This window comes from Muribacter muris (genome assembly GCF_001038205.1).
Lineage (GTDB): Bacteria > Pseudomonadota > Gammaproteobacteria > Enterobacterales > Pasteurellaceae > Muribacter > Muribacter muris.
Map to the genome: position 1 here is coordinate 1 of NZ_JWIZ01000002.1, position 14,795 is coordinate 14,795.

14 protein-coding genes and 1 pseudogene are annotated in these 14,795 nt (G+C 43.5%); 5 read left to right on the forward strand and 10 right to left on the reverse strand.

The genetic code is table 11. The features are described 5' to 3' along the window. Nucleotides 1-22: 22 nt before the first annotated feature. Both asd and ilvC read right to left on the reverse strand, forming a co-directional pair. Nucleotides 23-913: an archaetidylserine decarboxylase gene (asd, locus tag RO21_RS00250; RefSeq protein WP_047975796.1), complete on the reverse strand. Its 891-nt coding sequence runs from the start codon at nt 911-913 to the stop codon at nt 23-25. 186 nt (nt 914-1,099) lie between these two features. Continuing rightward, entirely contained in the window at nt 1,100-2,581 is a 1,482-nt protein-coding gene (gene ilvC / locus RO21_RS00255; RefSeq protein WP_047975797.1) for a ketol-acid reductoisomerase, read from the reverse strand. 228 nt (nt 2,582-2,809) lie between these two features. Here ilvC and ppa point away from each other — a divergent pair, with 228 nt between their 5' ends. The 5 genes from ppa (at nt 2,810) to qseC (ending at nt 6,813) form a co-directional block, all read left to right on the forward strand. After that, nucleotides 2,810-3,337 carry an inorganic diphosphatase gene (gene ppa, locus RO21_RS00260; RefSeq protein WP_047975798.1) on the forward strand — a complete coding sequence of 176 codons (528 nt, stop codon included), beginning with the start codon at nt 2,810-2,812 and terminating at the stop codon, nt 3,335-3,337. Nucleotides 3,338-3,410: 73 nt separating this feature from the next. Then, on the forward strand, nt 3,411-4,190 hold the full coding sequence (locus RO21_RS00265) for a M48 family metallopeptidase (protein WP_047975799.1): 780 nt from the start codon (nt 3,411-3,413) through the stop codon (nt 4,188-4,190). A 163-nt stretch (nt 4,191-4,353) separates the two neighbouring features. Next, the gene (locus RO21_RS00270; RefSeq protein ID WP_047975800.1) at nt 4,354-4,725 is read left to right on the forward strand and encodes a YgiW/YdeI family stress tolerance OB fold protein; all 372 of its coding nucleotides are present in this window, start codon (nt 4,354-4,356) and stop codon (nt 4,723-4,725) included. 56 nt (nt 4,726-4,781) lie between these two features. Beyond that, entirely contained in the window at nt 4,782-5,453 is a 672-nt protein-coding gene (locus tag RO21_RS00275; RefSeq protein WP_047975801.1) for a response regulator, read from the forward strand. Beyond that, on the forward strand, nt 5,440-6,813 hold the full coding sequence (gene qseC, locus RO21_RS00280; protein ID WP_047975802.1) for a quorum sensing histidine kinase QseC: 1,374 nt from the start codon (nt 5,440-5,442) through the stop codon (nt 6,811-6,813). The genes RO21_RS00275 and qseC overlap by 14 nt, the downstream gene beginning before the upstream one ends. A gap of 95 nt (nt 6,814-6,908) precedes the next feature. On the opposite strand, the gene RO21_RS00285 is transcribed toward qseC, so the two are convergent. The 8 genes and pseudogenes from RO21_RS00285 to RO21_RS00320 all read right to left on the reverse strand — a co-directional run bounded on the left by RO21_RS00285 (nt 6,909) and on the right by RO21_RS00320 (nt 14,508). Continuing rightward, the gene (locus RO21_RS00285; protein ID WP_047975803.1) at nt 6,909-7,256 is read right to left on the reverse strand and encodes a helix-turn-helix domain-containing protein; all 348 of its coding nucleotides are present in this window, start codon (nt 7,254-7,256) and stop codon (nt 6,909-6,911) included. Then, entirely contained in the window at nt 7,240-7,494 is a 255-nt protein-coding gene (locus RO21_RS00290) for a type II toxin-antitoxin system RelE family toxin (RefSeq protein WP_047975804.1), read from the reverse strand. The genes RO21_RS00285 and RO21_RS00290 overlap by 17 nt, the downstream gene beginning before the upstream one ends. 204 nt (nt 7,495-7,698) lie before the next feature. Further along, complete coding sequence (locus tag RO21_RS00295; protein WP_047975805.1) at nt 7,699-8,196, reverse strand: YbhB/YbcL family Raf kinase inhibitor-like protein; 498 nt, start codon at nt 8,194-8,196, stop codon at nt 7,699-7,701. A 250-nt stretch (nt 8,197-8,446) separates the two neighbouring features. Beyond that, on the reverse strand, nt 8,447-9,403 hold the full coding sequence (locus tag RO21_RS12045; protein ID WP_053067688.1) for an SMI1/KNR4 family protein: 957 nt from the start codon (nt 9,401-9,403) through the stop codon (nt 8,447-8,449). Between the two features lie 249 nt (nt 9,404-9,652). Further along, nucleotides 9,653-12,466, reverse strand: coding sequence for a valine--tRNA ligase (locus RO21_RS00310; protein ID WP_047975806.1), 2,814 nt, complete (start codon nt 12,464-12,466; stop codon nt 9,653-9,655). Nucleotides 12,467-13,068: 602 nt separating this feature from the next. Beyond that, nucleotides 13,069-13,650: pseudogene (locus RO21_RS13290) on the reverse strand (ATPase); the annotation flags it as partial. After that, nucleotides 13,640-13,810 (reverse strand): hypothetical protein, encoded by a 171-nt coding sequence (locus RO21_RS13195; protein ID WP_167740722.1) that lies wholly within the window; start codon nt 13,808-13,810, stop codon nt 13,640-13,642. The pseudogene RO21_RS13290 and the gene RO21_RS13195, both read right to left, overlap by 11 nt. A 260-nt stretch (nt 13,811-14,070) precedes the next feature. Further along, a complete protein-coding gene (locus RO21_RS00320) occupies nt 14,071-14,508 on the reverse strand; it encodes a DNA polymerase III subunit chi (protein WP_047975863.1) in 438 nt (145 codons plus the stop codon). Nucleotides 14,509-14,795: the final 287 nt, after the last annotated feature.

A 14,795-nucleotide genomic window follows, 5' to 3' on the forward strand; every position in this document is an offset into this window, starting at 1 on the left:
ATTGCCCTATTGCCCGCTGCGGTCAGTTAAGTGTCGCAAAAAGTTCGCCCATACGGGTCGGCTCACCGGCGGTTAAATGCGGTGCAAGCTCCACCGCCCCTTTCGGAAATAAGTTAATCACCGTTGAACCTAACCGGAATGCGCCCATCTCCTGCCCTTTTTTCAGATGAACAGCGGTTTCACCTTCTGGCAAATAATCGTACTGTACCACCTCTTTGGCACGGGGCGGATTGATCACCCCCGCCCAAACAGTACTGATGCTGGCGGTAATAGTCGCACCAACGAGAATTTGCACCATTGGGCCAAACGCCGTGTCAAACACACAAATCACCCGTTCATTACGGGCAAATAAATTTGGCACGTGTTGCGCCAAAAACGGATTCACCGAAAATAACTCACCCGGTACATAAATCATCTTGCGCAAGGTCGCATCACACGGCATATGCACACGGTGATAATCACGGGGCGATAAATAAGTAGTCATAAATGTCCCGTGTTTAAATTGTTGCGCCAATGCCAGATCATTTGCAAGCAAGGTCTCAAGAGTGAAATAATGCCCTTTCGCCTGCAATAGGCGGTTATCGTTAATCTGCCCTGCTTCGCTAACGCAACCGTCCGCCGGCAAGCATAACGCCTGCGCATCGGCATTGATCGGGCGGGCATTCTCTTTTAATTTGCGAATAAAAAACGCATTGAAAGAGGCATAATCGGCAGGCTGCGATTTTTCCGCTTCCGCCCAATTCACTTGGTATTTTTTCGCAAACAGTTTAATAATGAAATGGCTCACCGCCCCCCATTCACGCTCAGCCAACCAACCGGCTGCACGGGTTAGCCCCAGTTGTGGCATTAAATATTGAAATGCAATTTTCGCTCGCGCCAAATAGGTTGGACGCGGATAAGTTTCTAACGGCATAATCACCCTTTTATTACGGATTTAAATTCAACAAAAGGAATATAGTATCAGTTTCAGATAGGCATAGACAAGGAAAGAAAGGGAGAGCAAGCGGTCAAGTTGCCGATGATTTTTGCAAAAGATCACGCTGAACCTACCGCTTGACGTAAAAAAACCAACCTTTCGGCTGGTTTTATTTTATCCGATTTAACCTTGTGAGGAAATGCGTTTCATATCCGTCATATAGCCGCGTAATTCTTGACCGATAAGTTCAATCGGGTGGTTACGGATCGCATCGTTTACATCACGCAACGTAACATTGTCGATCTCTGCCGCTGGGGTCGGTTCGCCCAAATCGCCTTTTTGTAGCGTTGGGATAATCTCTTTGGCTAAAATCGGGGTGGCTACGTTGGCAAATAAGTAGTTACCATACTCCGCCGTGTCGGAAATCACTACGTTCATTTCATACAAGCGTTTACGGGCAATAGTATTGGCAATCAATGGTAACTCGTGTAAAGACTCATAATATGCCGATTCTTCGTAAATACCGCTTGCCACCATTGTGTCGAATGCTAATTCAACGCCGGCTTTGACCATTGCGACCATTAACACGCCGTTGTCGAAATATTCTTGTTCGCTAATCCGGATACCCTCGCCGTTCGGCGCATTTTCAAAGGCGGTTTTGCCGGTTTCTTCACGCCATTTAAGTAAGTTGGCATCGTTATTTGCCCAGTCTGCCATCATTGTGGCAGAAAACTCGCCACTGATAATGTCGTCCATATGTTTTTCAAACAAGAACGCCAATTTTTCTTTAATTTGTTCGGCAAGCTCGAAAGCACGCAATTTAGCACTGTTGGAGAGGCGATCCATCATTAACGTAATACCGCCTTGTTTTAACGCTTCGGTAATGGTTTCCCAGCCGTATTGGATCAATTTGCCTGCGTATGCCGGATCTTTGCCTTCCGCCACTAATTTATCGTAGCAAACGATAGAACCGGCCTGTAACATTCCGCATAAAATGGTTTGCTCGCCCATTAAGTCGGATTTCACTTCCGCCACGAAAGAGGATTCCAACACGCCGGCACGATGACCGCCCGTTGCCGCCGCCCACGCTTTGGCAATCTCTAACCCTTCGCCTTTCGGGTCGTTTTCAGGGTGAACGGCGATCAGGGTCGGTACGCCAAAGCCACGTTTATACTCTTCACGCACTTCCGTCCCCGGACATTTCGGTGCAACCATCACTACAGTAATATCTTTGCGGATTTGCTCGCCGACTTCGACAATATTCAAACCGTGAGAATAGCCTAACGCTGCGCCCTGTTTGATTAGCGGCATTACGTCCGCCACCACTTTTGAGTGCTGTTTGTCCGGCGTTAAATTGATCACTAAATCAGCCGTTGGAATCAACTCTTGATATGTACCGACTTTAAAGCCGTTCTCTGTCGCACGCACGAAAGAGGCGCGTTTTTCCGCAATCGCTTCCGGACGCAATGCGTAAGCAATATCCAAGCCGCTATCACGCATATTTAAGCCTTGGTTTAGCCCTTGCGCACCGCAGCCGACAATCACGATTTTTTTGCCTTTTAGGAAATCCGCTTCGCTTGCAAACTCGTTGCGATCCATAAAACGGCAACGCCCTAATTGGTCTAATTGCTGACGTAAGTTTAACGTATTGAAATAATTCGCCATTGTGTATTCCTTTCAAAAGATGTTGTGAATTGACGTGAGCCAGTATAGCCAATCTTTTAGATTGCGAAAAGTGATATTATTGAAATTTGTTATTGTGAAATATGCAATTATACTCTCCGTCATATTTTGCAAATTCTGCACGTAATCTTACCGCTTGCTTTCAGATCTGATATGAATCGGCTATAATTCCCCATATTTTCACCTCTTATTCAACAGAAGGAAACCAAAATGGGCTTAGAAAACGTACCAGCCGGTAAAGCATTACCGGACGATATTTATGTTGTGATTGAAATTCCGGCAAATTCTGATCCGATCAAATACGAAGTGGATAAAGAAAGCGGCGCGTTATTCGTTGATCGCTTTATGGCAACGGCAATGTTCTATCCGGCAAACTACGGTTATGTAAACAATACGCTCTCTTTAGACGGCGATCCGGTTGATGTATTAGTGCCAACCCCTTACCCGCTCCAACCGGGTTCGGTCATTCGTTGTCGTCCGGTCGGCGTGTTAAAAATGACAGATGAATCCGGTCAAGATGCGAAAGTGATTGCCGTACCGCACACAAAATTAAGCAAAGAGTACGATCATATTCAAGATGTCGGCGATATTCCGGCGTTACTCAAAGCCCAAATCCAACACTTCTTCGAAAGCTACAAAGCCTTAGAAGCGGGAAAATGGGTGAAAGTGGACGGCTGGGAAGGCGTTGAAGCCGCTCGTCAAGAAATTTTAGACTCTTTTGAACGTGCTAAAAAATAATGCAAGAATGAACTAATACGAAATGCCAAAGCCAAATCTGTTGCTTTGGCATTTTTATTTCAAGGACACCAAAATGATCTTAAAACCTCTCCGTACCCTTGCATTGATTGCAAGTTTTTCGACCCTACTGACCGCTTGCGTAACCACTGCCTCCATCAATAATGATGCGGCACACAACTACGCCCAAGTTAAGCAACAAGCCCAAGCACAAAATGCAGTGGATACCAGCTCCACTACGGCAAAACGCATTCACACCGTCTTCAATCAAATGAAACCCTATGCGGAAAAAGCCAATAAAACCGGCGTGCCGTTTCAATGGGAAATTACCGTGCTAAAATCCAACGAACGTAATGCGTGGGCAATGCCCGGCGGCAAAATGGCATTTTACACCGGCTTAGTTGATGCACTTAACTTAACTAATGACGAAATCGCCGTGGTAATGGGGCACGAAATGGCACACGCACTGGAAGAACACGGGAAATCGAACCGCACCTTTAGCACCGTAACCGGCGTACTGGCACAAGTAGGATCAATCGCATTACAAACACAAGGGATTCAAACCAACTACGGCGGCGTCGATCTTGTCGGTACATTGGCAGATTTAGGCTTAAATAAACCCTTCTCCCGCAGCCAAGAAACCGAAGCAGACGAAGTCGGCTTAATGCTAATGGCACAAGCCGGCTATAATCCGGAAGCCGCCCCAACATTGTGGGAAAAAATGAGCAAAGCCAAAGGCACATCGGACAGCGGATTAGCCAGCCTTGCCTCCACCCACCCAAGCAACGCCAGCCGTCAGGAAAACCTCGCCCGCCTCGTCCCAAAAGCGAAAGCCATTTATCAGGCTCGGCAATAATAACGGACAAGCGGGCAGTTCAGGACGCTTTTTTTGCAAAACCTTTGGGATTTCCAAAGGTTTTTTATTCTTAAGGCTTTTTTAAGATTTATTTGCTTTAATAACCTCAACCAAGCAATAATGCTGAGGTAATTTCAATTTATCACTCTAAAGGAAAGTTATTATGAAAAAGGTTTTTACACTCGTCTCTTTATTTGCCCTATCTTCTTTCGCTAATGCCGGTTTTAACGGAAATCAAGCAGCCGGCGGCGGTTTTTCTCAAGACGGTAAAACGTTACCGAGTGCCATCACCACAGTTGCACAAGCGCTAAAAGCACAGGATGATGCACCGGTACAATTAACCGGCTATATCACCCGCCAAATTGATAACGATGAATTTATGTTCAAAGATAGCAGCGGCGAAATCAAAATTGATGTTGAAGATGAAGCGTGGCAGGGGCAAAATATCACCCCAAAAAACAAAATCACTATCTACGGCAAAGTCGATAAAGATTGGCACAATTCGGTAGATGTTTACCGCATTCAAAAACACTAAACAGATGAAGTGGCAGCAATGCCACTTTTCATTTTTATCACAAACGGAACAGTTTAATGCGCATTTTATTGATTGAAGATGATTCACTCATCGGCGAAGGTCTTAAAATCGGTCTAACCAAAAACGGATTTAGCGTGGATTGGTTCAGCGACGGTAAAACCGGTCTGAATGCACTCACGTCTGCCCCCTATGACGCCGTAGTGCTGGATCTCACCCTACCGAAAATGGACGGTCTGGATATTCTCAAGCAGTGGCGAGGCGCAAACCAAGATGTACCGGTGCTGATTTTAACCGCACGGGATACCCTAGACGAACGCATTGCCGGCTTACAACGGGGCGCTGACGACTACCTCTGCAAACCTTTTGCCCTTGCCGAAGTCGTTGCCCGCCTACAAGCTCTTATTCGCCGACGCTACAGTCAGCTCAATCCAATCATTGAACATAGTTCGGTTAAATTTGATCCTAACCAACGTAAAGTCTATCTCAACGAGCAAGAAATTGCTCTCACCACCAAAGAATACACGCTGCTCGAACTCTTTATGCTCAATAAAGAACGGGTGCTCACCCGCAACACCATTGAAGAAAAACTCAATAGCTGGGACGAGGAAATGAGCAGCAACGCTCTGGAAGTGCATATTTACAATCTGCGCAAAAAGCTCGGTAAACAATTTATTCGCACGGTACACGGTATCGGCTACGCATTAGGGCAAACCGATGACACTGATTAAAAATGCCAGCCTGCGTTTTCGCTTAATTGTCGTTATCTCATTGACAGCGTTGATAATTTGGACGATCTCCACGACTGTTGCGTGGTTTCAAGCCCGCCAAGAGATCAACACGGTATTTGACGCTCAACAAATCTTATTTGCCAAGCGGCTGGCATCGTCTAATCTACACACTCTACTTACTGATCACCCTCCAACCCATAAAATCAAAAAACCGAAAAAGCGGAAACGCCACCTCGATTTTGACGATGATGCGTTGGCATTTGCCGTCTTTACTGAAGATGGCGAAAAGGTGCTGAGCGATGGACATAGCGGCAATTATTTTAATTATGCCAGTTACACCCCTGAAAATGATTTTTCGATCGCCCGCTTAGACGGCGATGATGACGACTGGCGGATTTTTTGGCTACCAACTGCCGATCACCTTGTCATTGCCGTCGGGCAAGAAATTGATTATCGAGATGATATGGTCGAAGAAATGGTACTCAGCCAAATGTGGATTTGGTTTGCCAGTTTACCGTTACTGATTGGGTTGGTAATTTGGATTATCAATCGGGAACTGCACAGCCTCAAACAAGTGAGCCAACAGTTGCAGCAACGCACACCGGAAGATAACCAAGCGCTCTCAACAGATGTGCCGACTGAAATTCTGCCATTGGTACAAAATCTCAACCGCTTTTTCGATCGCACCGCAACAATGCTCTTGCGGGAACGGCGTTTTACGTCCGATGCCGCCCACGAGCTGCGTAGCCCCTTGGCTGCGTTAAAAATCCAAACGGAAATTGCTCAAATTGCCGGTGATGACACACTTCTACGGGAAAAAGCCCTCAACAACCTCACTCAAGGGATTAACCGAGCAAGCCAACTAATCGAGCAACTGCTGACCCTATCTCGACTGGATAATCTCACTGAATTAGACGGGCTGGAAGCAATCCATTGGGAAAAACTCCTGCCTTCACTACTGGGCGAACTCTATTTCAACGCACAAAAACGCCATATCGATCTTGCCTTTGAGCCGCTTGCCGCCCCGAAAACACAACAAGGACAACCGTTACTTTTAGCTTTGATGGTACGAAATCTAGTCGAAAATGCGATCAAATATTGCCCCGAAGGGACGCAAGTGTGCCTTTTTCTCGAAAAGGATAAACTAATCATTGCAGACAACGGCGGTGGCGTGGACGAGCGGGATCTCACCAAACTCGGACAACGCTTCTTCCGTCCGGCAGGGCAAAATGAAAAAGGCAGCGGGTTAGGGTTATCCATTGTTCACCGCATTGCCGAGCTTCACCATTATCAACTCAAAATCGAAAACGGTTATGAAATTAATGGACAAAAAGGCTTAAAAATCACCCTTTTTTTCTAAAAGCAAGTGGTGATTTGAAGCGACAATTCGATATGCGAGAGAATTTTACTCCTAATGGTGATCCACAAGACGAGCTTATCCATATTCAAACTAAACTAAAAATCAAGTTGATCGGGGTGTAGCCCAAGAGCCGCTGCAATTTTCTCACGGCTTTTTTTGCGCAATGTTTGCGCACTTTCCTGCTGACTGTAGGCGGATTGGCTAATACCCAGCCGCTGTGCAACTTCTGCTTGAGTTAAACCTAAATGCTCACGCCACGCACGCACAGCGGAGTAATTGTTATCAAGCGTAATAGCAGCAACGCTATCGGGTATGCCTGTTTCAAGCGGGTTATTAAAACCCGCTTTCTGTTTGAGCCATTCTAACGTTGCGATCGGCATAACAGCAAATTCAGGCATACCGTTTGAGCCGTTGATATATTGGACATTAGTAAGTGCGTTCATCTCGTTTTTTTACCTCTTCAACGGAAATAATGTTCATTGTTTGTCCGACCAAGTTAAACATAACACGGTAGTTCCCTACCCGAAAGCGATACATATATTGGTGATTCACCAGTGGCTTGACATTCTGACAAAACGGAAATTTACCCAATTCCTCACTGCATTTACGGCGAATATCTGCCCCTGTTGGGATTTTTCTAAGCTGTTTTAAGGCTTTCTTCTGAAAAATGATCGCTTTCATTAGGCATATCTATATTAGTTTTAATGACTTTATTATAAGTTATTTTATAAGTTTTTAAAGGTTTTTATATGAGTATTGTGCGTGAATTAGTCACGAAGCCGACTTATGCCTACAATAATTCGGGGTTAAAAAATTTGTCGCTGAAGCCAAGCGAGCTAGAAAGACCATTTAAACCAACGTAGCTAATATAGATAGAAAGCAATATTACACATCATAGCACCCCATTACACTGGCTTGGGCGAGTATATGCCCTTGCATTGCGAAATGGAGATCGTTAAAGCGAAAGCCCTGCGCTAAATCCAATTTGGTATCTAAGGCATAGACGATCAACTCATAACGGTGCAAACAGTTTGGGGGCGCCATTCCACCATAGCTGGACGCTTCCGCCACATCGAATTTACCCAACACACTCGCCCAACTGTTTGCCCCTTGCAGATAATCGGCTGCGGTTAAACTTTCATTTTCTTGCACCGAAGTACGCTCTAGGTTAGCAATCAGCCAGTGAATCCACACAAAACCGCTGGCGGTAATTGCATCTTTATCTTCCAATACCACTGCAAAGGATTTTGTCCCTTCCGGCGCATTTTGAATTTCAAAGGGAATGGAATAGGTCGGCATACCATTCGGGCTAAATTGCGAACCTCGCTTGCCGTATTTATCCTCAAACACCCCGTTTTGAATTGCAGAACTGGTAACAATCATCATAGACTCCTTACTGGTTAAAATTAAAATACGTGGCTATCATACCTTGCAAGCGGTGAGTTTATCACTTTTTCTTGCAAAATTATCAAAATAAGAGCTGAGCGATCCGCCATTTAAAATTTGATGAAAAAGAAATAGCATTAATATAAAACTTAACTTTATAAATTCAAATATAATTAGGTAATTTGATAATCTCCTAATATAAGTCGTTGAGCTTTTTGATTAATGTTATAGTTGCATATTTTTCTCATTAACTAACCGCTTGTTTAACATCTTTTTTATTATCAATTCGTTTATTTAATCTATTTAAAGCAGATTCAGCAACATCTTTATGCTTATCATTGGCTAATCTTTCTAAAATATGTATTGGGCATTTTGCATTTATTGCTATCCTTTGCCGAACAGTATAATTCTTATCATTAGATAATAATTCAAAGGTGTCTAATAAAATTCGGCGTTTTGTAGCAACTTCGTAACGAATATCATCATCTTGACTATATGCTAATTTTGCCAGAACGAAAGGAGGGACAAAATATTGAACAATAACATATTCTAATTCAGGATATTTATCAATAATATCCAACCAAATCTGCTCATCATCTATTTCTACTTTGGGGAAATGGGGTAAATCAAGACTTTCATCCCATATCCTTTTAAAATCTTCAGCACTTTCTACTCTGTTATCTCTATCTTCTGTTAAACGCTCTAACAACTCGGTGAAACTGTTGCAGACAAGTTCCAAAGGTTCGCCTTCATAGTAGGGTATTTCGTGGTCGAAAAAATAGATTTTGCCATCGGGGGATAGTACGATAAAATTTCCACCAACCGTAGTTGCAATAGGAAGTCCGTAATATTTGATTTCTTCCAGAATTTCAACATCTGTGTTTGAATAAATATCAACTAAAGAGGCAGATTTATCTTCCGATTTAAAACAAAGAAAATAGCTAATAACATCTAATTCGCTAATACAGGGTTTTGAGGGAACGCCACCATTAAATTTAAGTAGAAACTGTACATAATCAATAGGTAGTTTATAGCCGATCACACATTCAAAATCAGCTATTTCCTGCTCACTTGCTCGGTAGTTGCTCTCATAGGCTCGTATTAAGATTTTCTTCGTTTTCTTATCAAGCCGAATAAAATGTTTTCCCATCATTTCAATCTCTTCGGGCGATAAACCGTATTTTTTGAAAGTTAATTCTGACATTATTTTCTCCTCCAATTAAGTGAAGTATATCTATAAAGCGTTCAATCTATTTCTCGTTTTTAATGAGTGAATTATGCATATCATTAAAAACAAGAAAAAGAATGAATATTATCAATGAAACAATAAATTTTGATATATAAGTAATAGTCTAAAACACCCTGTAAGATTTATTTTGTATTCTTAAGTTAAATACGCATATAACATTAGAAAAAATGCGAACATATTTTACTATGTTCGCATTTCGCTTTATTAAAGTGCCTCAATCGCTCGGTATTGAGTCTGCAATTTCTCAAGTCCCGCTTGATATTCTGCCATTTTTTCACGCTCTTTGTTGATTACCGCTTCCGGTGCTTTGGCAACAAAGGCTTCGTTACCGAGTTTACCCTCAATGCGTTTAACCTCGTTGGTGAGCTTGTCGATCTCTTTGGTTAAACGGGCAAGCTCTGCCTCTTTGTTGATAAAGCCCGCCATTGGTACTAACACTTCCATATTGCCGACCAATTTGGCAACGGAAAGCGGCGCTTCCGAACTAGCCGGAATGGCTTGAACATTTTCTAACTTCGCCATTGCTTTTAGCAAGCGGTCATTTTCCGCCAAAATTTTGCAATCGCTCTCTTGGGCGTTACGGATCAACAATTCTAACGGTTTACTCGGTGCAATATTGCTTTCGGCACGAATATTCCGTACCGCCACAATCACCTCTTTCAACCAGCCGATTTGCGCCAGTGCGGTCGGATTTTCAAGGGCTTCGTCATATTGCGGGAACGGCTGCAACATAATAGTGTCGCCTTCCACGCCGGCAAAGCCTTTCACTTTCTGCCAAATTTCTTCGGTAATAAACGGAATAATCGGGTGAGCCAAACGCAACAGTTTTTCCAATACATTGATTAACGTGTCGCACGCCCCACGCTTTTCTGCCGCTGAACCTTGCGCAAATACCGGTTTGGTCAGCTCTAAGTACCAGTCGCAGAATTGATTCCAAGTAAATTCATACAGGGCGTTGGCTGCCATATCGAAACGGTATTGGCTAAGTGCCTCACGAAAAGTTTTCACCGTATTGTTAAATTCCGCCTGAATCCAGCAATCCGCCAAGCTAAAGGTTTTCTCGCCCTCGCCCAATTCGAGCGCATTCATATTCATCAGCACATAGCGGCTCGCGTTCCACAATTTGTTGCAGAAATTGCGGTAGCCCTCAAGGCGTTTCATATCCCAGTTGATGTCCCGACCGTTGCTCGCTAACGCAGCCAAGGTAAAGCGTAACGCGTCCGTGCCGTGCGGCGCGATCCCCTCTGGGAACTGCTTAGTGGTGGACTTGGCAATTTTTTCCGCCAATTGCGGCTGCATCATATTACCGGTGCGTTTTTCCAATAACGCCTCAAGGCTGATACCGTCAATCATATCAATCGGGTCAAGCACGTTCCCCTTAGACTTCGACATTTTCTGTCCTTGTTCATCACGGATTAACCCCGTTACATAGACGGTTTTGAACGGCACTTGCGGCTTACCGTTTTCGTCCTTAATGAAGTGCATCGTGAACATAATCATTCGGGCAACCCAGAAGAAAATGATGTCAAAGCCGGTGATTAACACATCGGTCGGGTGGAACATTTTCAGTTCTTTAGTTTGTTCCGGCCAACCGAGGGTGGAGAACGTCCATAGCCCCGATGAGAACCACGTGTCCAACACGTCTTCATCTTGGGTTAAAGGTAAATCCGCCGGCAGATTATGTTTTTGACGGGCTTCCTCTTCACTACGGGCAACGTAGATATTACCCGCTTCGTCATACCACGCCGGAATACGATGCCCCCACCATAACTGGCGAGAAATACACCAATCTTGAATATCTCTCATCCACGAGAAGTAGAGATTTTCGTACTGCTTCGGCACAAATTGAATTTCGCCGTCTTCCACCGCTTTAGTCGCCACTTCCGCAAGCGGTTTGACGCTCACATACCATTGATCCGTTAAATACGGCTCAATTACTACGCCGGAGCGGTCGCCGTAAGGGCGTTTTAATTCGTGCGGTTCGATTTTTTCTAAATAGCCTTCCGCCTCTAAATCTGCCACGATTCTTTTGCGCGCCTCAAAGCGATCTAAACCGCGATAACGCTCAGGGGCATTGTCGTTTAAGGTCGCATCAGGGTTCATTAAATTGATGATTTCAATATCGTGGCGTTTGCCCACTTCGTAGTCGTTGAAATCGTGCGCTGGTGTGATTTTCACACAGCCCGTCCCAAATTCAGGGTCTGGGTAAGGGTCGGCAACCACCGGAATGATACGGTCGGTCATCGGGACGTGTACCATTTTACCGATCACATCTTTGTAACGCTCATCGTCAGGGTGAACCGCCAAACAGCCGTCTGCTAAAATTGTTTCCGGACGGGTGGTCGCAATGTGCATATAACCGCCGCCAAAGGTTTCGGATTTATCCACAAACGGATAGCGAACGTGGTACATAAAGCCTTTTTCATCACGATTTTCCACTTCCAAATCGGAAATAGCAGTGCGAAGTTTCGGATCCCAGTTTACCAAGCGTTTACCACGGTAAATCAGCCCCTCTTCGTGCAGGCGGACAAAGACCTCTTTTACCGCATTGGATAAACCTTCGTCCATTGTAAAACGTTCACGATCCCAATCAATCGAGTTACCTAACCGGCGCATTTGCTGGCTGATTGTCCCGCCTGAATAGGCTTTCCAATCCCAGATTTTGTCGATAAACGCCTCACGCCCGTAATCGTGGCGGGTTTTGCCCTCTTCGGCAGCGATTTTACGCTCCACCACCATTTGTGTGGCGATACCTGCGTGGTCAGTACCCGACTGCCACAGGGTATTATGCCCTTCCATACGGTTAAAACGGATTAAGGTATCCATTAAGGTTTGCTGGAATGCGTGCCCCATATGCAAGCTGCCCGTTACATTCGGTGGCGGAATCGCAATACAGTAACTCGGCACATTCGGATTTTCAGTCGGTTTAAAATAACCTTGTTCTTCCCAGTGTTTATACAGGGCTTGTTCTACCGCAGACGCCTCAAAGCGATCTACCATTTCAAAGGTTTTTGTCATTGGGGTTTCTCTTTGTTTACAAATCTAATTAAATTAATTATGGAATTTAATGTCTTTTCTATGCTATTTGCAATTATAGGTTTTAGATGCTTTGTATCTAGATATACAGGATACGGATATTCACCCAAGAATATTGCATTACTTACATATTTTAGACTATCTTGTAAGGCTTGTTTGCCCATTTCTGTCTTTTTTCTTCCAAACATTTTTGGAGATAATGTATAGCACAGAGTAATTCTTTTTCTATTCTTAGATAAATTTTTACAAAAATCTGGTATATTTAAAGAACCAAAAAATTCACCACCAAATTCTGAAACTATTATAATATCGGAAAAATCATCTAGTGATGAATATAATCTCTCTTGATATACATTATTTATATTTAAACAATACCAATAATGAGCATTAAAAGGTTCATAACAAAAATTATCTTCTAAATTAATAAGAGTTATTTTTCCAAAATTAGATAACCAATACTCATTACCGAAAAAAAGATAAGGATAATTTATAGCAAAAAACTCAATATCTTTATTATTCATAGTAAAGACAAAAGGAAAATCTACCATAAGTATTGCTATTTTTTTATCCATTATATCCCCACTGTAATCTAATACCAAAAGCTCATTCCGTAAATTTTCACACCACTCAGGGAATTTTTCTGCTATCTGCGTAATTTTTCCATTTTCAATATGAAAAACGACTTCTGGCATTTCGGCAGAGTTGTCGTAAATTAACACTTCATCGCAAAACGAAAGTGCGGTAATTAAATTTTTTCGGCTAATTTCAAATCGTTGGCGGATTGTTTGTTCATCAATAAAATGCCCGCCAGCTTGCACTCGTGCTTTAACACGATCTAAATTAATGGAAACTTTATTTACACCAACATAATTTAATCGAACAAAAAAGCCCTGCTCTTTTGCCTGTTTCATGCGATGTAGAACAGATTTACCCGAAAGGGTAGATTCCATTGAAAAAGAGATCTGATTTTTCAATGCAAACTTAAATAACTCAACGGCTTTTCTACCCGCCTCAATATCAACAAGGCGTGGATTCCTCGGATTGATTTCCATTGCGATATGATCTGAATCAATCACAATTTGAACAGTATCCCTATTAAAACCACGTAATGTTGTTTTACCTGCACCGTTTGTACCACAATAGAAAATAGCCAAATTATTTTGCATATTCAATAATTTCTTCGTGTCCGTCTGGATAATGGCGAACAATATTCCCATTCGGCCGCATAAACGTCAGCACCTCGCGTTTTTTCTTATCGTCCATCCACGCCCTAAATTGAATCTGTAATTGGCGTTGATGTTCTTTAATCTGTTCGATTTTGGTCATTTTATTTCCCCTAATGACGCTCGACTCCATCGAATACCTTAATTTAGTTCCTACCAAAACCACTTTTATCATTTCGCTTACAGATTTTCGCAGAAATCTGATCGCTTGTAATCCACTCACAGCAAACCGTACGCAGTTACGATCAGCCTTCTTCGGCTAAGTGAACCACTTATAGCTCTCTATTATCTTCTAAGTACGTAATTTATAAATTTCAAATAGCTCAAGCGTAGATAATTCAGTAAAAGATTTTGATTACCATATCATCGTTGCTCCATCCCTAACTGCCAACCCAACTGTCTATACTGTTTATAACGCTCTCGTGCTTGGGCTTTGGCGGTGTCTTCCACAGGGACAAAATCAATAATGTGGTTAAAACTGTTGATAAATTCCGGCAGCTCCGTTTGTAAGGTAATCAGCACATCTCGGCGTTGGGCGTTGCGTTTGCCTTTCCACGCAATTTCTATCGGCGTGGCGTAAGTAGTTACTTCGCCGCTCAAATTGTGCGGGACGAAATCGTCTGCGTCCCTCGCCCAAAGGGCTTCATCTAATTTGAGTGCCTGTTGTTCCGTTTCACAACTCACGATCACCCGTTTGCCCTGCCGCCACAGTTGTGCGGCGAGATCGCAGGCAAGGGCTTCTGCGGCGGTCAGTTCGCCGTCATCGGTTTGGTTGAGTAGATAAAACTGAACCTGTTTCACGCTGTCCTCAATTAAAGCGGGCAAATAAACGACTAATTCTAGCCTAATCTGCTCTAAATGAAAAATGCAAGCGGTCGGTTTTGCTAATTTTTTTGCAAATCCAACCGCTTGCGTTGTCGAAAACCCCAAGCCCACCCTCGTTTTCAGGTTAATCAATACCCTGGTGCTACCTTATACAATGTATGAATACGCAATGAACAGTACGGGGCGACACAGTATCGGGTGAAACTGCCCTTCGTTTCTATCATTGGTGTGCTTGTTACGCTAAGCGAGCGTGGTATTCGCCT

Bases quoted from the DNA above. Each gene is read 5' to 3' on its own strand.
- asd (WP_047975796.1), bottom strand. From the start codon at position 913: ATGCCGTTAGAAACTTATCCGCGTCCAACCTATTTGGCGCGAGCGAAA.
- ilvC (WP_047975797.1), bottom strand. From the start codon at position 2,581: ATGGCGAATTATTTCAATACGTTAAACTTACGTCAGCAATTAGACCAA.
- ppa (WP_047975798.1), top strand. From the start codon at position 2,810: ATGGGCTTAGAAAACGTACCAGCCGGTAAAGCATTACCGGACGATATT.
- RO21_RS00265 (WP_047975799.1), top strand. From the start codon at position 3,411: ATGATCTTAAAACCTCTCCGTACCCTTGCATTGATTGCAAGTTTTTCG.
- RO21_RS00270 (WP_047975800.1), top strand. From the start codon at position 4,354: ATGAAAAAGGTTTTTACACTCGTCTCTTTATTTGCCCTATCTTCTTTC.
- RO21_RS00275 (WP_047975801.1), top strand. From the start codon at position 4,782: ATGCGCATTTTATTGATTGAAGATGATTCACTCATCGGCGAAGGTCTT.
- qseC (WP_047975802.1), top strand. From the start codon at position 5,440: ATGACACTGATTAAAAATGCCAGCCTGCGTTTTCGCTTAATTGTCGTT.
- RO21_RS00285 (WP_047975803.1), bottom strand. From the start codon at position 7,256: ATGAACGCACTTACTAATGTCCAATATATCAACGGCTCAAACGGTATG.
- RO21_RS00290 (WP_047975804.1), bottom strand. From the start codon at position 7,494: ATGAAAGCGATCATTTTTCAGAAGAAAGCCTTAAAACAGCTTAGAAAA.
- RO21_RS00295 (WP_047975805.1), bottom strand. From the start codon at position 8,196: ATGATTGTTACCAGTTCTGCAATTCAAAACGGGGTGTTTGAGGATAAA.
- RO21_RS12045 (WP_053067688.1), bottom strand. From the start codon at position 9,403: ATGTCAGAATTAACTTTCAAAAAATACGGTTTATCGCCCGAAGAGATT.
- RO21_RS00310 (WP_047975806.1), bottom strand. From the start codon at position 12,466: ATGACAAAAACCTTTGAAATGGTAGATCGCTTTGAGGCGTCTGCGGTA.
- RO21_RS13195 (WP_167740722.1), bottom strand. From the start codon at position 13,810: ATGACCAAAATCGAACAGATTAAAGAACATCAACGCCAATTACAGATT.